Origin of the sequence: Longitalea luteola (assembly GCF_017356035.1) — a bacterium.
Classification (GTDB): Bacteria; Bacteroidota; Bacteroidia; order Chitinophagales; family Chitinophagaceae; genus Niastella; species Niastella luteola.
The window spans coordinates 261,579-279,921 of the sequence record NZ_JAFIQX010000008.1 but is presented as its reverse complement, the minus strand read 5'-3'; the positions used below and the strand labels follow the sequence as shown (position 1 = coordinate 279,921).

General features: G+C 44.8%; 16 protein-coding genes. 11 read left to right on the top strand and 5 right to left on the bottom strand.

The window, feature by feature from the left end; translation table 11 throughout:
• The first annotated feature begins 163 nt into the window (after positions 1 to 163).
• The 4 genes from JUB15_RS19635 to JUB15_RS19620 all read left to right on the top strand — a co-directional run bounded on the left by JUB15_RS19635 (position 164) and on the right by JUB15_RS19620 (position 3,651).
• Positions 164 to 346, top strand: a complete 183-nt coding sequence (locus JUB15_RS19635) for a chryseobasin-related MNIO class RiPP peptide (protein ID WP_207514295.1) — start codon at positions 164 to 166, stop codon at positions 344 to 346.
• An 11-nt stretch (positions 347 to 357) separates the two neighbouring features.
• Positions 358 to 1,488: a multinuclear nonheme iron-dependent oxidase gene (locus JUB15_RS19630; RefSeq protein ID WP_242696435.1), complete on the top strand. Its 1,131-nt coding sequence runs from the start codon at positions 358 to 360 to the stop codon at positions 1,486 to 1,488.
• Between the two features lie 67 nt (positions 1,489 to 1,555).
• Entirely contained in the window at positions 1,556 to 1,987 is a 432-nt protein-coding gene (locus JUB15_RS19625) for a hypothetical protein (protein WP_207514294.1), read from the top strand.
• Between the two features lie 293 nt (positions 1,988 to 2,280).
• Complete coding sequence (locus JUB15_RS19620; protein ID WP_207514292.1) at positions 2,281 to 3,651, top strand: baeRF7 domain-containing protein; 1,371 nt, start codon at positions 2,281 to 2,283, stop codon at positions 3,649 to 3,651.
• A 100-nt stretch (positions 3,652 to 3,751) separates the two neighbouring features.
• Here the strand turns inward: JUB15_RS19620 and JUB15_RS19615 are convergent, their stop codons facing one another.
• Complete coding sequence (locus JUB15_RS19615; RefSeq protein ID WP_207514290.1) at positions 3,752 to 4,291, bottom strand: pyridoxamine 5'-phosphate oxidase family protein; 540 nt, start codon at positions 4,289 to 4,291, stop codon at positions 3,752 to 3,754.
• A 75-nt stretch (positions 4,292 to 4,366) separates the two neighbouring features.
• The gene (locus JUB15_RS19610; RefSeq protein ID WP_207514288.1) at positions 4,367 to 6,073 is read right to left on the bottom strand and encodes a glycoside hydrolase family 13 protein; all 1,707 of its coding nucleotides are present in this window, start codon (positions 6,071 to 6,073) and stop codon (positions 4,367 to 4,369) included.
• Between the two features lie 171 nt (positions 6,074 to 6,244).
• On the opposite strand from JUB15_RS19610, the gene JUB15_RS19605 reads away from it, so the two are divergent.
• The 7 genes from JUB15_RS19605 to JUB15_RS19575 all read left to right on the top strand — a co-directional run bounded on the left by JUB15_RS19605 (position 6,245) and on the right by JUB15_RS19575 (position 14,064).
• Positions 6,245 to 6,397: a hypothetical protein gene (locus JUB15_RS19605; RefSeq protein WP_207514287.1), complete on the top strand. Its 153-nt coding sequence runs from the start codon at positions 6,245 to 6,247 to the stop codon at positions 6,395 to 6,397.
• A 12-nt stretch (positions 6,398 to 6,409) separates the two neighbouring features.
• Positions 6,410 to 6,637: a hypothetical protein gene (locus tag JUB15_RS19600; RefSeq protein WP_207514285.1), complete on the top strand. Its 228-nt coding sequence runs from the start codon at positions 6,410 to 6,412 to the stop codon at positions 6,635 to 6,637.
• A 146-nt stretch (positions 6,638 to 6,783) separates the two neighbouring features.
• A complete protein-coding gene (locus JUB15_RS19595) occupies positions 6,784 to 8,607 on the top strand; it encodes an ABC transporter ATP-binding protein (RefSeq protein WP_207514283.1) in 1,824 nt (607 codons plus the stop codon).
• Positions 8,608 to 8,743: 136 nt separating this feature from the next.
• Positions 8,744 to 9,160: a DUF3276 family protein gene (locus tag JUB15_RS19590; protein WP_207514281.1), complete on the top strand. Its 417-nt coding sequence runs from the start codon at positions 8,744 to 8,746 to the stop codon at positions 9,158 to 9,160.
• A gap of 423 nt (positions 9,161 to 9,583) precedes the next feature.
• On the top strand, positions 9,584 to 11,986 hold the full coding sequence (lon, locus tag JUB15_RS19585) for an endopeptidase La (protein WP_207514279.1): 2,403 nt from the start codon (positions 9,584 to 9,586) through the stop codon (positions 11,984 to 11,986).
• A 494-nt stretch (positions 11,987 to 12,480) separates the two neighbouring features.
• Positions 12,481 to 13,536 carry a type IX secretion system protein PorQ gene (gene porQ, locus JUB15_RS19580; protein ID WP_207514277.1) on the top strand — a complete coding sequence of 352 codons (1,056 nt, stop codon included), beginning with the start codon at positions 12,481 to 12,483 and terminating at the stop codon, positions 13,534 to 13,536.
• A gap of 123 nt (positions 13,537 to 13,659) precedes the next feature.
• Complete coding sequence (locus JUB15_RS19575; protein WP_207514275.1) at positions 13,660 to 14,064, top strand: response regulator; 405 nt, start codon at positions 13,660 to 13,662, stop codon at positions 14,062 to 14,064.
• A gap of 169 nt (positions 14,065 to 14,233) precedes the next feature.
• Here JUB15_RS19575 and bioB read toward each other — a convergent pair whose 3' ends face one another.
• From bioB to JUB15_RS19560, 3 genes are read right to left on the bottom strand one after another with little or no spacing between them, the layout of a single operon-like run.
• Positions 14,234 to 15,217: a biotin synthase BioB gene (bioB, locus tag JUB15_RS19570; RefSeq protein ID WP_242696434.1), complete on the bottom strand. Its 984-nt coding sequence runs from the start codon at positions 15,215 to 15,217 to the stop codon at positions 14,234 to 14,236.
• A gap of 54 nt (positions 15,218 to 15,271) precedes the next feature.
• On the bottom strand, positions 15,272 to 16,825 hold the full coding sequence (locus tag JUB15_RS19565) for a sulfatase-like hydrolase/transferase (protein ID WP_207514274.1): 1,554 nt from the start codon (positions 16,823 to 16,825) through the stop codon (positions 15,272 to 15,274).
• A 14-nt stretch (positions 16,826 to 16,839) separates the two neighbouring features.
• Positions 16,840 to 18,342 carry a sulfatase-like hydrolase/transferase gene (locus tag JUB15_RS19560; protein WP_207514273.1) on the bottom strand — a complete coding sequence of 501 codons (1,503 nt, stop codon included), beginning with the start codon at positions 18,340 to 18,342 and terminating at the stop codon, positions 16,840 to 16,842.
• Between the last annotated feature and the right edge of the window lies 1 nt (position 18,343).

The window sequence follows — 18,343 nt, the reverse complement described above, 5'->3', positions numbered from 1 at the left end:
TGTTCGGGGGTACACCAGGTCTTTATGGCAATAAATCTGTAGATCCTGAATAAAGAGTGAAAAGGCCATACCTTTTTAGATCATATCGCATATTCCACCTGCCATGCAACGTTCTTTTTACCTCGCTGGTCATACCTGCAACCAAAAATCTAATGAACGCACCATGAAACTGTCAAAAGCTTTATTGGCAGCAATGCTCACGGGCATTACGCTGCAGGGTGTACAGTCCTGTACAAAGGACAAGGACGGGCCTAAAAAAGAAGAGCAGGATAAAGAGAATGACGACAAAGGCAAACCCAAACCACCCACTGTTCCGTATAACTGCCCGGCCTGCGGAATGGGCTAAAATTTTCCTGTATGACCAAGCTGCTTGCGACAGCCGCCTGTAATCTTGATATCGATATGCTCAATGCCTGCTATCCCTTGTTCGAAGAGGAAAGGGTACAGGCTATCGAATGGTCGTTCGATGCTTTGTTCGACCGGGGCGTTTTGCCGCCATGGTTCGAAGGCTTATTACAGGTTTACAGCAATGCGAAAAGACTCATCGGTCACGGTGTGTTCTTTTCGCTTTTTTCCGGTAAATGGTTGCCCGAACAGGCGCAATGGCTCGAAACATTGCGCACGACTTCCCGGCGTTTCCCGTTGGAACAGGTTACCGAACATTTCGGATTCATGACCGGCAAGGATTTCCATGAAGGAGCGCCACTCGCTATTCCTTATTCTGCTACCACCTTGCGCATCGGCCGTGACCGCCTCAAGCGCATCCAGGAAGCTGCGTTATGTCCTGTTGGCCTCGAGAACCTTGCCTTTGCTTATTCTATGGATGAGGTGAAACGGCATGGTGACTTTTTGTATGAACTCATTCAGCCGGTAAATGGATTTATTATTCTCGATCTTCATAACGTATACTGTCAGCTGGAAAACTTTCAAATAAGTGCAGAAGATCTGCTGAGCTTGTATCCGCTCGATAAGGTGCGAGAGATCCATATTTCCGGTGGCAGCTGGGAGCCGGTGGAATCGGAGCCGGATCGCCGCATTCGCAGGGATACGCATGATGATGCTGTACCTGCTGAAGTGTTTTCATTACTTGATATGGCTATCGATCGTTGTCCGGAATGTAAATACGTGGTGCTGGAACAACTGGGTGCCGGTCTGCAAACGGCCGCCAGCCGGCAGCAGTTCTACCAGGATTTTTTGCAGATGGAAAATATGCTGGATGCCAAAAACAAACATCGTAATGGCGAAGCACAAAACGACTTTTTACCATTTCATATCGTAAGCAACGAGCCGCCGGTCGAAGACGCCCAATTGTATCAACAGCAAAGAGAACTGTCGCAGATACTCGAATCAGATATGTCTTATAACGAAGCGATAACGGCATTGAATCAATCGTCATTAGCACATTCAGAGTGGAATATGGAACAGTGGCATCCGGCCATGCTGGAGACTGCTATGCAGATCGCGCGAAAGTGGAAGAAGAAAGTATAGCCGGTTTTCCCGAAGAAATTGTAACTTCAAAGGGTAACCTGTTTGCCTAACATTAAACTTCATCCACATGACAAAAATGACAATGCTTGTCTGTTTATTGCTGCACGTGCTCATCACCAGCAGCTTCCGTCCGGCAGTACCTTCCCAACCTGCAAAACATGCTGCCGTTTCAAAATGGTCGCAGCAGAACATTGCCCTCGCCAATGTTGATCTCAGTGGTCCTTCCAGTTTAAGTATGTGCGACCAGGGCGTATGGTCGGCAAGTGTGAGTGGAGCTGCTGGTCCGTTCACCTATGAATGGTACCTTACGGTGCCGGGTAATGGAACCGAACCGCCTGTTACGCATTATGTAGGCAGCAGCAGTTCTTTTATCACCTATCTGGATTACTGGATAACGTATCCTGACCGCAGTTCTATCAGCCTTACGGTAGACGTATATAATGGCAGCGGCTATGTAGGTAGCGGCTGGACATCCGTTTATGCTTACCCCTGTTTTTAACAGCCTGTTTATATTACAAAAACCTGCAAGGTACTACCTGGCAGGTTTTTCTTTTGCAGTACTGTAGAGCCTGCAAATGCCGGAAAAACGACCGGGCTGCCAAAATGTTCGGCCAATGAAGTTAGCCCATTGGCCTCAATAAAGTTTTATGAGTCAGTCGTTAGTGCGGAAACTTGCCAACAAAATGGGCCATAAAAACCCCAATAATTTGCCTGCCTGAATTGACTATGCGCCTTTATATTGAAAATACCTGCTGGTATATTTATTGAGGTCTTACCATAAAATGATTTTGTATGGGAAAAGATAGAGAAGGAAAGTTTCATCCCGGCAAAGGGAAGCCTTCCGGTGCCAATAAAAGTGAGCCGGAAATCCCGTCTGATCTGCCGGTACGTCACCCTAACAGAAATACCAGCAAGGGTGAAGATTATTCCAAAACAGAAGCAACAGCCAACAAAAGCAGAAATGCAACTTATACGGAAGAGGTAACGAAAACGCAGCCAGAGGAACTGGTTGGTGATCTTACGAAGGATATCTTTATTGAGCTTGCAAGCTATGATCAGCCGCCATGCATAAGCATCCTGTTGCCAACCCATAAAGCAGGGGTGGAAGTGAATGAGCAGGTTGATATGACCGCGTTCAAATCGGCCTTACAACAGGCAGAAAAAATGTTGAATGAGCAGGGCACCGAAACGATCACTACGAAAAGGATGCTGAAACCCGGATACGATCTTTTACGCGAAGACAAATTCTGGCGTTCACTGAATGAAGGCCTCGCGGTATATATAGCCGATGGCTTCTTTAAGTTTATAAAGTTGCGGGCGCCATTGATACAACATGTTCGGGTAAATACATCTTTTTATGTGAGCCCGTTGGTACCGTTCATGGTTCGCCCCGAATATTTTTATATCCTCGATATTGCCAAGAAGTTCCCCCGTTTTTATCGTGCCGATGCAATAGGCATAGAACACCTGCAGGTTGAAGAATTGCCAAGTGGCGTGGATGATGTAGTGCATACCGAAGAGAAAGGCGATAACGCAGTTTTCAGAACGGGCGGAAAAGGCGGCGTTGGTAGTGCCAATTTTCATGGAATTGGAGCAGGCAGGCCGGATGAAAAAGAAAATATCGCCCTCTACCTGGAAGAGGTAGACGATACCATCTGGCAAAGCCATTTAAACAGGGAAACGGTACCGTTACTTTTGGCCGGACAGGATTTCCTGATCCCTATTTACCGGTCTGTATCCGATTATAAATACATCTGGCCCGAAGCATTGACTGGTAATCACCATCAACAGAATGACAATGAATTGTATGAGGAAGCGATGGAGGTGATGAAACCTTATTTCGAACAACCATTAAGGCGGGCGTTGGAAGATTATGGCAATAAGTCAGCTACTGAATTAACGTCTACAAACGTTGGTGTAATCATACCGGCTACTTATTATTCACGGGTTTCCCAGTTGTTCGTAAAAAAAGGCAGCCGGATCTGGGGAACATTCAATGAGCAGGATAATAAGCTGGATATAGCAGACCAGGAATCTGATAAAGTAGATGACCTGATCGATAAAGCCGTGATCAAAACCATTCAGAACGGCGGAGAAGTGTATTTTATGGAAGCGGACCAAATGCCCGAGCAGGGTGAGCTGGCCGCCATATTCAGGTATTGATATTAACCAGTCCCAACCAACTCGTCATAAATCAAAAGAAGGTGTGGCACATTTACTCTTATTGAATAAGACGTGTGCCGCACCTTCCATTTTTAAAATATTACATTGTTAGCCTTCCTTCAATAGAATCATCCAGTGTTTTACCGCTAGCCGCGCCCACCATCATTTTCAAAAAAGCGATGGCCTTGCCATGTTTGGTATCCCAGTAATAGCCTTCTTCAGGAGTAACCTTTATGACAGAGATCCGGGGATCATCCTTGCCTTCTGTAAACCAGGTCTTCATAATGGGTTCCCATAATTCTTCTATCTTGTTTCTGTCGTAAATGATCTCTGCCCTGCCTGTGAGGTACATAAAATCAGCATGGGCCGACCCCTGGAAGAAAAGCTTTACGGAATGGTCAATGGCAATCTCCTGGTTTTTATGACTGTCATTGGCGCTCAGGAACCAAAGATTACCGGCATCATCGATCTGTTGTACGCTCATTGGACGTACACCGCTCGATTGCCCTTCAACAGGATGGCCTGTATCAAAGAAACAGGTCTTTGTTTTATCTACCAGTTCGCGTAATTTTTCGATCGCCTCTTTATTACTCAGGTCTTCGCGATTTCTTTCTGGTTGATTTTTATTAATGCTATCCATAACGTTTTTTAAAAATGGTGTTCAACAAATATGCCGGGTCATTTATTGCTCATATTGAACCCCGCCTGCCGGGTCTTACTTTAATTTAAAAATAAGCGCCTGCCAGGGTAATAAGGTCATTTCGTGGGTATCGTGTTGCAGCGAGGTTTCGTTATTGCTGATGAGCTCAAATTGTTTCTTTTGCAATTCCTTCGGGATGGTATAAGGAACCAGGTCATCAGAAAAGTTAAGGATAATAAGGGTTGCTGTTTTATCCATCGTACGGGTATACGTATAGATCTTTTCATGATCAGGATCATATAATTTATACTCTCCGCATATTAACTCCAGGTGCTCTTTTCTTAATTGCACCAGGTGGCGGAAATAATTAAGCGGTGAGTTGCCATCAGCATCCTGTGCTTCCTTGTTTATATAAACGTGGTCGCTATTGACTTTTATCCAGGGTTCGCAGGTACTAAAGCCGGCGCAAGGTGTTGCATCCCACTGAAACGGTGTACGGCCATTATCGCGGGCGCCAAATTGCTGGTCTTTAATAAACTGCTTCACATCTTCTTTCTGCGCTTCGAGGTAATGATACATGTACAGGGTTTCAATATCCCGGTATTCCTGGATGCTTTCGAATTTTATATTGGCCATGCCCAGTTCATCGCCGTTATAAAAAATAGGCGTGGCGCGCATGGTCAGCAGGAAGGTCATCAGCAGTTTGGAAGAGGGGATCCTGAATTCCGGTGCATCATTGCCCCAGCGCGTAAGCATGCGTGGCTGATCGTGGTTGCCCAGATAAATAGTACCCCAGCCTTCCTTTGCAAATACATCATTCCATTCAGTATATAATTTTTTAAAGGCGGGCAACGAATACCCGTTGGGGTCAGGCCGTTTGAAACCGTCTTTTGCATAGCCCAGTCCCATGCCCTTGAAATGATACAGCATGTGCAATTCCTTTCGGTCTTCATGAACAAAAAGCAATGCATCCTCCTTTTCGATACCAGGTGTTTCGGCTATAGTAACTGCATGGGGATATTGGCTCAACACTTCCTGGTTCATTTCATGCAGGTATTCATGCAGTTTAGGTCCCTTTGAATAAAAGTAAGACCAGTCATTATCGTATTTCTCCATAAGATCCTTTTTGGTAACTACCGGCCAGCAGGGATCTTTTGATATATACGAAATGGCATCGAGCCGGTAGCCGTCAATGCCTTTGTCGAGCCAGAAGCGCATCATTTGATAGATCGCCTGCCTTACCTTCGGATTGTCCCAGTTAAGATCGGGTTGTTTATTGGAGAAATAGTGCAGGTAATATGATTCCGTAGCCGCGTCATATTGCCATGCCTCCCCTTTTTTATCGAAGAAACTGTACCGGTGTGGTGGTTTGCCTTTTTCTGCCGGCCACCAGTGATAAAAATCGCGAAAAGGATTATCCCGCGATTTCCTTGATTCCACAAACCAGGGATGTTCATCACTGGTATGGTTCACCACCAGGTCCATCAGCAATTTTATACCTCTGGCGTGTAGCCCTACGAGCAGCGTATTGAAATCGGAGATCGTGCCAAATGTAGGGGAGATCGCTTCGTAATTACTAATGTCGTAGCCATTGTCATCATTGGGCGAAGCATAAATAGGGTTCAGCCATACCAGCCCTACACCCAGGCTTTGAATATAGTCGAGTTTTGAAATTAGTCCGGGCAGATCGCCAATACCATCCCCGTTACTGTCTTTGAAACTGCGGGGATATACCTGATAGATCACGGTTTCCTTCCACCATTCTTTATCCTTTATATGCATACGTTACGATTAATGTTGTTGAAATTTTGCAATTCCGATACCACCCCAGAAAAAGGCTAAAGGCTGAAGGCTAAAGGCTAAAGGCTGAAGGCTGAAGGCTGAAGGCTGAAGGCAAAAGGCTGAAGGCTAAAGGCGGAAGGCTAAAGGCTGTGTGCAGTAATTTCAGGCGGTGTGCGTTCAGTTATTAAATTCGAATATAGTGAGCCCATTCACCACTCACCATTCACCATTGACCATTCACCATTGACCATTGCCCATTGCCCATTGCCCATTGACCATTGCCCATTGCCCATTCACCCATCGCAGCCCGGGTATGAATTTTGAACGCATACAACCATGGAAGACAAAAAAATCAAGCAGGAAGGACTTAAAGAACAGGTCCACAGTGAATTTGAAACAAGCGTTGGAAACGATTTCAATGTGGTGCGTGAAGAAACGCCTAAAAAGCTCGACGAAAATGATAAGGGCACGGCGCTTAATCAGCTGCCAAATGAAGATAATGCTAAAAATGAGCAAAAGCAGGGCGGGGAGCCGCCCAAGATGAACGCGCCGGAGGAAGGATAACGGGTGAAGCATTGACCAGTTGACGGGTTAGCCGGTTGAGGAGTCTGCAGATTAACAAATAATTAAAGTGCAGAGCATGAGGATAACTTGCCAACCCCTCAACTAGTTAACTTTTCAACTTAAATTTGCCCCTCAAATTCCTGCGGTTGAAACATTTAAAAGCGCTTGAAAGCTATTTTTGGAAATACCGGTACCGGCTTTTCCTGGGTATATTGTTTATTGTCGTTTCCAACTATTTTGCCGTTCTGGCGCCCCAGGTCACCGGATATGTGTTCGATGTGGTGCAACGGTCATTTGGCATTGAACCGCAAAAAACAACCTTTACCTACGACTGGCTGGTGAACTGGTTCATACAGTATGCCGAACAGCATAAAACTATTTCTGTAATTGCCCTTTGCGGCATTACCATCCTTGTGCTGGCATTGATCCGTGGCATTTTCATGTTCCTGATGCGGCAAACTATCATTGTGATGAGCCGGCATATCGAGTTTGATCAAAAAAATCAAATCTTTCAGCATTATCTTACCCTCGATACCAATTTCTACAAAACGCATAGCACGGGTGATCTTATGAACCGCATGGCGGAAGATGTTAGCCGGGTTCGAATGTTCACAGGACCTGCCATTATGTATTTCATCAACCTGGTATCCCTGATCTCGCTGTCGGTATACTATATGGTAAAAAAAGATCCGTTGCTTACCCTCTATGTGCTGGCGCCATTGCCTATTCTTGCGGTTACTATATATGTAGTAAATACCATTATCAATAAAAAGAGTGAACGCATTCAGGCATTATTGAGCGATCTCACCACCAATGCCCAGGAATCATATTCAGGCATCCGCGTCATTAAGTCATTTGTACAGGAAAAGGCGATGTTCGAATTTTTCGATAAGAACAGTGAAGAATATAAACAGAATGCCATCGGTTTGGCGAAAACGGAAGCGCTGTATTTTCCTTCCATGACCCTGCTGATCGGTTTAAGCACTTTGCTTACGATCATGATTGGCGGTATTTACGCTATTTACGGTCAGCATAATATTAAAATGAGCACCATTGCCGAGTTCGTAATGTACATAAACATGCTCACCTTTCCGGTGGGTGCTATCGGGTGGACGGCCAGCATGATCCAGCGGGCAGCGGCTTCACAAAAGCGGATCAATGAATTCCTGCATACCGAACCAGCTATTGTGAATCCGGCAAATGCGGTAAAGCCCGCTTTGCAGGGCAGTATTGTCTTTGATAATGTTGATTTTGTGTATCCAAATACCGGTATCCAGGCGCTTACCCATTTCAATCTTCAGATAAAGAAAGGACAGAAGATCGCGATCATCGGTCATACGGGCAGTGGCAAAACTACCATTGCTCAATTATTATTACGTATGTACGACCCTACTGTGGGCAGTGTACGTATCGATGGTATCGATCTGCGCCAGATGGACCTGCAGGAGCTGCGCCGGCAGATCAGTTATGTGCCCCAGGATGTATTCCTGTTCAGTGATACTATTAATAATAATATCCTGTTTAGTCCTGCAGGCAGCACTGAAAACGAAACTGCCGTAAAGGCGGCCCGCTATGCCAGTGTGGAACGGGAGATAGAGAACTTTCACGACAAATACGAAACGATGGTAGGGGAGCGCGGTGTTACGCTCAGTGGTGGACAAAAACAACGTATTTCCATTGCGCGCGCATTGGCCAAAGACCCGCAGATCGTAGTGTTTGATGATTGCCTTAGTGCAGTTGACGCCCGCACGGAGAAGGAGATCCTCGGTAATTTAAGTATCTATCTGCAGCATAAGACAGCCATTATCATTACCCACCGCATTTTCACTCTTTTCGATTTTGACACCATTGTTGTACTCGATGAAGGGAAGATCGTAGAGACCGGAACACATAATGAATTATTGTCATTAAACGGTTACTATGCGTATTTATACGAACAACAGCTGCAACAGGAGCGCGAAGAAGGCTAAATTAAGCCAGAAATGGGGATAACTAGGGGAAATTACTTCGTAAAATGCTAATGAAATTTTGTTGATTCTAAAACAATATTATATTTGTAACGCTTTTTTTTGTGAAAATTTGATAATTGTTAACTGCAAAACTTAAATGACTGTGGCGTACGAAAACAACGACAAACGTATGGAAAGCGTTTATAGCAAACGTATAAGAGCTGGGAAAAGAAGAACCTACTTCTTTGATGTGAGGGCTACCCGTGGAAATGATTACTACATTACCATTACGGAAAGCCGCAAAAAATTCAACGAAAACGGGTACGACAGGCACAAGATCTTCCTTTACAAAGAAGATTTCAACAAATTCCTGAAGGCATTGACCGAAGCAGTAGATTATGTTAAAACTGAACTGATGCCCAATTTCGATTTTGACGCCTACAACCACGATCAAGTTGCAGATACAGATATCGATGATGTGGCCGAAGCACCAGCATTATCACAGGTAAGCGCCGCTTCTAACAATGGAACTGGTTCTGTTGCTGATGCAGGAGAAGAAGTTGATAAATGGTAATTTTTTCCATACACGTTCTTTGATCTAGCAAGCTCCCGAAAGGAGCTTTTTTTTATGCCATCGCAAGAACTACTATCGCCGTCCCTTGTGTCACTCACTTGTACGTTTGGTCCGCTATTCAGCCATACTTGTCGATACATCTCAGTTGTGGAAACTAAAACCGGCAACAGTAACTACATAGCCTAACCGTAAATCTTACCTTTTGTAGTAGCTTATACCTATATAAATTTCCGGCTTCTTTTATAAATCTGATATTCATTGTATTAACATTGGTTGTCGGCGAAAACTGCCAAAACGGGTATCGATCCCCTTGATTACTATGTCTTTATTGTACTGGCATTAAACTTGACATATATGGCAATTGCCTTCAATTCATGGTATTTTAAGTAAGAGTATGTTATTTTGTCACAGATAATTTAAGTAATGAAAGAAGCGAACATATTATTCAGGCCAGAAGATGAAATGGATTTTATTCCAATTATTCCCCTCAATGAAAATGAAGGAGATAATAGCGCAGATATAGTCATTCCGTCGGAATTGTCCCTTTTACCATTAAGAAATACCGTTCTGTTCCCCGGCGTGGTTTTACCAATTACGGTAGGCCGTGATAAAAGTATAAAAGCCGTAAATGATGCTTACAAAGCTGACAAACTGGTAGGTGTTATAGCGCAAAAAGACAGTAGTGTGGAAGACCCGGCCGTCAGCGACCTGGAAGATATCGGAACCGTGGCCAAGATCATCAAAATGATCAAAATGCCCGATGGCGGCACCACTGTCATCATCCAGGGCAAACGCCGGTTCAAGGTGACAAGGATCACTGCTGAAGACCCATATTTCAAGGCCCAGATCGAATTGCTGGAAGACGACGAAGCCCCTAAAAAGGAAGATTTTAACGCCTATGTGGCGAATATTAAAGAACTGGCCGGACAGATCATCCAGCTTTCGCCCAATATACCCTCCGAGGCTTCGATCATTTTACGCAATATCGAAAACCCTTCGTTCCTGATCCATTTCATCTCGAGTAACCTGAATACCGAACTGGCAGAAAAACAGAAGCTGCTGGAACTGAATAATATCGAGACCCGTGCGGACCTGTTGATGAAATTGTTGCAGCGCGAATTACAGTTTGCCGAACTCAAGAACAAGGTGACCACCAAAACCAAAACGGAGCTCGATAAACAACAACGCGAATATTTCCTGCAACAGCAGATGAAGAGCATCAAGGAAGAGCTGGGCGGCGATTCCAATGAGCGGGAAGTAAAGGAAATGCTGAAAAGGGCAGAGACTAAAAAATGGACGGAAGCTGCCCGGGAAATGTTCAAAAAAGGGGTTGAAAAACTGGAGCGTATGCACCCCAGCACCCCCGATTACTCCGTGGTTTACAATCACCTGGATCTGATGCTTGACCTGCCCTGGCAGGAAATTACCGAAGATCAGTACGACCTGAAAAAAGCGAAAAAGGTGCTCGATCATGACCACTATGGGATGGATAAAGTAAAAGAACGCCTGCTCGAATACCTGGCCGTACTGAAATTGAAGGGCGACATGAAAAGTCCGATCCTGTGTTTCGTAGGCCCTCCTGGTATTGGCAAAACCTCTTTGGGCCGCAGCATTGCCACGGCTATTCAGCGAAAATATGGCCGCATCAGTCTGGGAGGTTTGCATGACGAAAGTGAGATCCGCGGTCACCGTAAAACCTATATCGGCGCCATGCCGGGCCGCATCATTCAAATGCTGCGGAAGCTCAAATCATCGAACCCGGTGCTCATCCTGGATGAAATTGACAAGGTAGGGAACGATTTCAGGGGCGATCCTTCCTCTGCTTTGCTGGAAGTACTGGATCCTGAGCAAAACAATGCGTTCTACGATAATTACCTGGAACTGGAATATGACCTCAGCAAGGTATTGTTCATTGCCACTGCCAATGACATCAACAATATTCAACCGGCGCTTCGCGACCGCCTCGAGATCATTAACCTGAGCGGTTATGCCGTAGAAGAAAAAATACAGATCGCCAAACGGCACCTCGTTCCCAAACAAAAAGAAGCCCACGGATTGAAAAAGGTTGATTTCAAGATCGGTGATGCCGTGCTGCAAAAGATCATTCAGGATTATACACGGGAGAGTGGCGTTCGCGAGCTCGACCGCTACCTGGCTTCCATCATGCGGTATGAAGCAAAGGAATACGCCATGAATGAAGCTGTTAAAAGTACACTTACAGAAAAGGATATAGAAAAGATCCTGGGCAAGCCCAAATACAACAATGAAATATATAAGGTAGCCAATATTCCCGGGGTGTCTATTGGCCTGGCCTGGACCTATGTTGGCGGTGATATCCTGTTTATGGAAACCAGCCTCAGTGATGGCAAGGGCGATCTGAAGCTCACCGGTAACCTGGGTAATGTGATGAAGGAAAGTGCTACCACGGCGTTAACCTATCTCATGTCAAATGCGAAAAAAGCGGGCATTAACCCGTCGCTTTTTGAGAAGAAAAGTATACATGTGCACGTGCCGGAAGGCGCCGTGCCAAAGGATGGGCCCAGCGCCGGTATAACTATCATGACGTCGATTGCCTCGGCTTTGACCGGTAAACGGGTAAAACCGTATCTGGCCATGACGGGGGAGATCACATTACGCGGTCAGGTGTTGCCGGTAGGCGGCATTAAAGAAAAAGTGCTGGCTGCCCGCCGGGCGGGGTTGAAGGAGATTGTGTTGTGCTGGCAGAATGAGCGCGATATCAAGGAAATTGAGCCTGCATTCATTAAAGGGTTAACGTTTCATTATGTAAAAACAATGCAGCAGGTGCTCGACATCGCGTTGGGGTGAGGAACGCTTAACGCAAAACGCCGAACGCCGAACCCGGAACGCACAACGCAAAACGCCGAACGCTTAACGGAGTTTGCTTTGAGCCTTGCGCCTTTAGCCTTTAGCTTTGCGCCTTTAGCCCTGCGCCTTTAGCCTTGGCTTTGCGCCTTGCGGCCTTTAATAGAATTTTAATATAAACTTTCAGAACCTCATTGAACAAATAACAATTCAACCCTGTTAATAAATATTCAACCGAGATTTTTTTTCATGTTGGTTGTTTTAAGGGTTAAAGAAATTCCTCCATGTCAATGGAGGAATTTTTTTTGCTATAACCCCATCCGCTGCCATCTCACACCGACGCCAAAACCGCCTGGCTCTTCCTTAGCCCTGCGCCTTTCGCCTTCAGCCTTGCGCCTTCAGCCTTTCGCCTTCAGCCTTTCGCCTTGCGCCTTGAGCCTTCAGCCTTCACCCTTTCGCCTTGCGCTTTTTTGTTTATTTTCGTACGGTAGCGTTACATGCAAAACAAACTGCATATATTAGTATTTTTATTGATCTTTACCCGGACAAATGCGCAAACATTGGGCGGCAACACCATTTATAACTTCCTGAAACTTTCCAATACGCCCCAGTTAACCGCTTTAGGCGGCATTAACATTACCAATCAAACAGCTGATATTGGCCCCGCTTTCAACAATCCGGCTTTATTACGGCCAGCCATGCATACGCACACATCCATGGTATTTAACTCATTTTATGCGGGCGTCAGGAATTACCATGTAATGGCCGGGTTTCACCATCAACCGCTGAAGACCACGTTTGCAGGTGGTATCAATTATTTCAGTTATGGCTCCTTGCCCGAAACAGATATGACCGGTAATGTACTGGGTACTATGCGGCCTGCTGATTATGTAGTGCAGCTAAGTGCTGCCCGGCAATACGGAGCGCGCTGGCATTATGGCGTTACTGCTAAGTTCATCCATTCTTCTTACGGCATTTACCGCTCATCAGGCGCTGCCCTAGACGTGGGTATAACATATAGTGATTCGGCTCATTTATGGCAGGCTTCGCTGGTGGCTAAGAACATGGGCGCCCAGTTGAAAAATTACACCGGCAGCACAGCCGGCGATCTGCCATTTGACCTGCAGCTGGGCATCTCAAAACGGCTGGCACATGCGCCATTGCAGTTCTCGCTTACCCTCTTTCAATTGCATTCCTTTAATACTCGTTACAGTGACACTTTATTTAATAACGAAATAGGTTTAGCACCAGACAGCAAGGAAAAAAAATATATATTTGACAAGTTTTTCAGGCATGTTATTCTTGCTGTGCAGTTATACATTGGCGATAAAGTAGAAGTGACTGCCGGATATAATTACCTCCGCCGAAAAGAATTAAATGTAACGAACGCCGGCAATGGACTAAACGGATTTTCAATGGGCGCTGGCGTGTTATTCAAAAAAATCCAGATCCGTTATGCAAGGAGTTATTATCAAAATAATACTTCCTACAATCAATTCGGCTTAACCCTCAGGCTAAACGATTATTTTGGACAAGGCGGGCGAAATAAGTAATTGTTTCCCCTTAACTATTCTTAACCGCTTTCCTTAAACTTTTAAAATTTAAGGGACATGGAACTTTGTTTATCCCACAAATTGTTTAATCTTAATTTTTGCCATTAATTAAACCTTTTCTTAATGATCAAAGTGATTATAGCAGATGATCACAAACTGGTACGCGAGGCCTGGAACCTGCTGCTCAGCAGGGATAAAAGGCTGTCGATAATAGCCATATGCGAAAACGGCCGCCAGGTCATAGAAGCCTGCAAAACGCTTTCGCCCGATGTTGTTTTAATGGATATTAATATGGATCCGGTAAGTGGCATTGAAGCTACAAAAGCCATCCGGGGGTTTACTCATGACATTCGTATTATTGGTATCTCTGTTCACACCGATCTTCCCTACGTTAATGCCCTGATGCATGCGGGCGCCAATGGATATGTTACCAAAAATTCCTCCGGTGAAGAAATGATCCGGGCCATTATGCTGGTGATGGAAGGGAAGCGATACTTCTGTAAAGAGATTGCTGATATTATAGGATAGGAATGTTTCTGCTAATAAGAGGTGTTTTTTTCGTAGGAATACGATGCCGGAAGCCGGAGGCCTTATATTAAAGAAGAAGTCCGAAGTCAGCGCAAAACCGGCTTCGGACTTTGTATTTTCAGACTTCAGACTTCCGACTTCACAAACTTATATATCCAATGTTAGCAATCTAACCGATTAGTTCCTTTTCTTCCTTAAAAGCCACCCTCGGCGTAATTCCCAGCAGATCGAACATGGCTTTATCTTCATCGAATGAAGGGTTAGGTGTAGTTAACAACTTCTCGCCGGTAAAGATGGAGTTGGCGCCCGCCATAAAGCAAAGGGCCTGGTCAGAAACGCTCATAGTGCTGCGGCCTGCGCTTAAGCGAACCATGGCTTTGGGCATCAGGATGCGGGCTGTAGCGATCATCTTCACCATATCCCAAACATCTACTTTCTGATTTTCGGCGAGTGGAGTGCCTGCAACGGCCACCAGGGCATTGATGGGCACACTTTCCGGATGTTCGGGCATGGTGCTCAGCGTATGCAGCATTTTGATGCGGTCTGCGTGGGTTTCACCAAGTCCAACAATACCACCGCAACAAACAGAGATACCGGCCTTGCGCACATTATCCAGTGTATCTAACCGGTCGTTATAGGTGCGGGTTGAAATGATCTCTTTATAATATTCTTTAGAAGTATCCAGGTTGTGGTTGTACGCGTACAAACCAGCGTCGGCCAGTTTCTGGGCCTGTGCTTCAGTAAGCATGCCCAATGTGCAGCATACTTCCATACCCATTTCGTTTACGCCTTTTACCATGTCAATTACCCGGTCAAAGTCGCGGTTGTCCCTTACTTCGCGCCATGCAGCGCCCATGCAAAAACGGGTTGAACCGGCTGCTTTCGCTTTGGCAGCGTACTCCAAAACCTCGTCTTTCTGCATTAAAGCATGCACGTTAACGCCTGTATTATATCGGGCTGCCTGCGGGCAATAAGCGCAATCTTCGGGGCAGCCGCCGGTTTTTATCGAAAGCAGTGTACAAACCTGAACTTCTCCGGTGTCGTTATATTGCCGGTGAATGGTGGCAGCGCGGTAAATAAGCTCAAGCAGGGGGGTATTGTAAATTTCCTGTATTTCTTCAATAGTCCAGTCGTTTCTTATAATATCCTTCATTTCGAATGATTTACAGTAAAAATATTAAGGTGCGAATGTGTTTTTCCGGTATTGCTAATTTAGAAGCTGTGAAGATAGGGAAAAACCTGGTTGGGTTTCCTGCAAAAGTATGGTGCTGTCCTTTAATAAAGGAAGCTTTGTATGGAAATACTTATTTATGACAACCCGGAAGGTATTGACCGGGCTTATGCTATCATACAGCATAGAATAATCTTTATCGGAAAAATAATAAGTGTTCAGGTTCATAAAATGCCTGTCCCGCCGTTCAGGGTTGTAAGGAACTTCCCGATATCCATGATCGCCTGCAACAATTACAACCCGGGGGCGTGAAAAGTTGCGATCGCTTGCAATTAATAACGAGTCGATCCAGCTATTGGTATACTGCAGTTGTTCAAGGTATGCACCTTCGTTATTGTGGTTCTCGTAAACACGGCTGAAATCGTTGGTTCTGTTACCATGTTTGTCCAGGTAAAATGGCGAATGCGGCATCATGATATGACCGAAAACGAATTTGGGCTGATCGTTCTGTTCTTTCAATTCCTGCAATATCAACTGCCAGTTTTTTCGGTTTCTTTCAACAAATATGGCCTGGTTCTGTTGGTTTTTCCGCTGCTGCATAATATTCCAGAACGACAGGTTCAGTCTGGACATATTCCAAAGTATATCCCTGTTGATCCTGTACCATAACGTTTCGTCGTAAAGCGCGAGGCGTTCATATTCTTCGAAATAACGGGATGTTTGCACCGGGTGCCTTTTGAGATCACAAAGCCCGAAATTATGGATGGCATAACCTGATCGCTCCAACAGGTGAGGCAGGCGGCTTTCCTCTAATGCATATAGTCCCTGTAGAATGACACGGCCAGTGGTTACTTTATTCTCCAATAGCACATTGAAATACTGCCCATTTAAAGTGGCGCCTATCGATAATGGCGTTATGTTATAATTGCTTTTTGCATTTTCTGCTATATAAAAATTATTCTTTTTTAAGGAGGAATCCAAACGGCTGTTATCAAAACCGAAGTATTGGCGCAGACTGCGTGAACTGGCATATTCATCAAATACAATAAAAAAGATATCCGGTTTCGTGCATGTATCGCAGGGCGGTATTGATATGATAGCATCATTCTGATGGGCAAGATTGTTCTGCTGGTTATTGGTAATAACCTTTTGTGCCAGCAGCACCAGTTCGATGCCTGGCAGAATGACGAACAGGACGGTAAAATAGTGGTGCGCTTTCTCAAATTTTGCGGTTTTCCTTTTGCAGTACCAGGAAAAGACAAGCAAACAGATCAGCAGGAGCGGCAATAAGATGCTATAGGAAGAAATAAAGCGGGTGATCGCTGTTGTCTTTAAAAAGTCATGGATCGTTCCAAAAAATATAAAGGGTACCAACAAAGCAGTAGCCCAAACACCCCCTTTCATTAGCGACTTGAACGCCAGTCGGCCCACAACCAGTAAAAACGCTCCCAGTAAAACATAGTATAGAAAGAACTCAATGGTTGTTTCTGCGGCCAACAGCCTGAAATATTCATTGGCTACATGTAATACAAAAAAGGCTGGTAGTAAAAATGTATGAAAGGGAAATGTTTTAAAACTGCTCAGTTTCATCAGCCTTGAATAGATTAGTTGTGACCAGGTTCCGATTTTTCAATTAAATATATTGAAGAATCTTTTAAAACCGGCAGCGATTGGTTGAACAGCTTATTGAATATCATCCTGAACTGGTTGACCCCGGATATGTTGTCATATAGCAAAGTGTAGTCATTGTCAGGATAATAAACCGCATTCAAATTTTGAAAAAAACGTTCCGGGAAGGTTTCCCGGGTTTTCTCCCGGCGCCCATGGTCGCCCATAAGCACAATAACAGCCGAAGGGTTGTTCTTTTGAATGGCAGTGATCATTTCCTTTATGCGGCCGTTGACATACGTAATATACTCCAGGTACAACGAAAGGGTTTGGTTACGACTTTCACGTATTATGGTTGGCAGATCATACAGTTTGCCGTTTTTGTCGTAATAGTAAGGCTGGTGGGGCATATAAAAGTGTGCATATATAAACCTTGGCTGGCCGGCTTTTGGTGTTGTGCTCTTGTTTACCTGCTCAATAAACAACTGGTTATTGCGATTATGGACCATAATGTCATTCGACGCAAACCACTTAAAAGGATGCCAGGTAAACAGTTTCCAGCCAATATCCTTTTTTACTTTGGCAAACAGTGTTCTTTCCGTTATCAGCCGCGTATTCAGTGGCAGGAACTGCTGCTGCACCATGGACGGATGGCCTGCCAGATCAAAAATGGAATAGTTTTCTATGCTATATCCTGCTGCATTGAGTAAACTGATCACTTCATTGTTGCGGATCAAAAGTTCACAAGACGCATAATCATTGCCATTTATCGCCTTTGCGTTCTTTATACCGCGGATGTACGACATGTTCAGGATGGAGGCCATCGAAAATGGCGTGAAATTGTAATTGGCCCGGCTGTTTTTTTGAATGCTGAACTTCTTTTCGATCAGAAAATCATCCAGTTCATTTTTATAATTATAATGTTGGGCAAGTGATACCGAGCTGGGATATTCATCCATCAGCAATAGATATATGTCAGGCTTGTTACAGGTATCACAGGGTGTATAGCTATTGTTCTTTGCAAAGGAATAGGTTGACAAACTGTTGCCGGCCGGATCCATTGCTTTTATAAAGATTCTGGCGCCGTCTACCACGATATATATAATCAACAGTACGTTTAAAAAAGCGGTTACCCGCTTCAGGGACCTGTTTTTCCTCAGGTAAATTACCAGGGTAGTGATAAGCAGCAAAAATGTTGTAAGCAAAAAAGCATACTTGCTGAAAAAACGGGGTGCGTTGATCTTTAAAAATTCATGCAGGGCGCCAAAAAAAAAGTAAAAGGCCATTAAGCTAACGGTAACCAGCGCCGCTTTTGCTGTGTTTCTGAAATAAAGCCAGCAAACAGCTGCAATAATAATCGTACCGGCAAGATAGGAGAGGCACAGGATGGCTGATTCTCCGGCGGTAATAAATCCAAAGTTTTCGAGGTAGCCATGCAAAATAAAGAAAACGGGTAAGAGAAAAAGATATATGGGGTACTGCTGAAGCTTTGAATACATA

What these genes read in the sequence shown, in the direction of transcription:
- JUB15_RS19620 (WP_207514292.1), top strand. Translation starts at nt 2,281, where the DNA reads ATGGGAAAAGATAGAGAAGGAAAGTTTCATCCCGGCAAAGGGAAGCCT.
- JUB15_RS19635 (WP_207514295.1), top strand. Translation starts at nt 164, where the DNA reads ATGAAACTGTCAAAAGCTTTATTGGCAGCAATGCTCACGGGCATTACG.
- JUB15_RS19600 (WP_207514285.1), top strand. Translation starts at nt 6,410, where the DNA reads ATGGAAGACAAAAAAATCAAGCAGGAAGGACTTAAAGAACAGGTCCAC.
- JUB15_RS19565 (WP_207514274.1), bottom strand. Translation starts at nt 16,825, where the DNA reads ATGAAACTGAGCAGTTTTAAAACATTTCCCTTTCATACATTTTTACTA.
- lon (WP_207514279.1), top strand. Translation starts at nt 9,584, where the DNA reads ATGAAAGAAGCGAACATATTATTCAGGCCAGAAGATGAAATGGATTTT.
- JUB15_RS19625 (WP_207514294.1), top strand. Translation starts at nt 1,556, where the DNA reads ATGACAAAAATGACAATGCTTGTCTGTTTATTGCTGCACGTGCTCATC.
- JUB15_RS19560 (WP_207514273.1), bottom strand. Translation starts at nt 18,342, where the DNA reads ATGTATTCAAAGCTTCAGCAGTACCCCATATATCTTTTTCTCTTACCC.
- JUB15_RS19575 (WP_207514275.1), top strand. Translation starts at nt 13,660, where the DNA reads ATGATCAAAGTGATTATAGCAGATGATCACAAACTGGTACGCGAGGCC.
- porQ (WP_207514277.1), top strand. Translation starts at nt 12,481, where the DNA reads ATGCAAAACAAACTGCATATATTAGTATTTTTATTGATCTTTACCCGG.
- JUB15_RS19610 (WP_207514288.1), bottom strand. Translation starts at nt 6,073, where the DNA reads ATGCATATAAAGGATAAAGAATGGTGGAAGGAAACCGTGATCTATCAG.
- JUB15_RS19590 (WP_207514281.1), top strand. Translation starts at nt 8,744, where the DNA reads ATGACTGTGGCGTACGAAAACAACGACAAACGTATGGAAAGCGTTTAT.
- bioB (WP_242696434.1), bottom strand. Translation starts at nt 15,217, where the DNA reads ATGAAGGATATTATAAGAAACGACTGGACTATTGAAGAAATACAGGAA.
- JUB15_RS19630 (WP_242696435.1), top strand. Translation starts at nt 358, where the DNA reads ATGACCAAGCTGCTTGCGACAGCCGCCTGTAATCTTGATATCGATATG.
- JUB15_RS19615 (WP_207514290.1), bottom strand. Translation starts at nt 4,291, where the DNA reads ATGGATAGCATTAATAAAAATCAACCAGAAAGAAATCGCGAAGACCTG.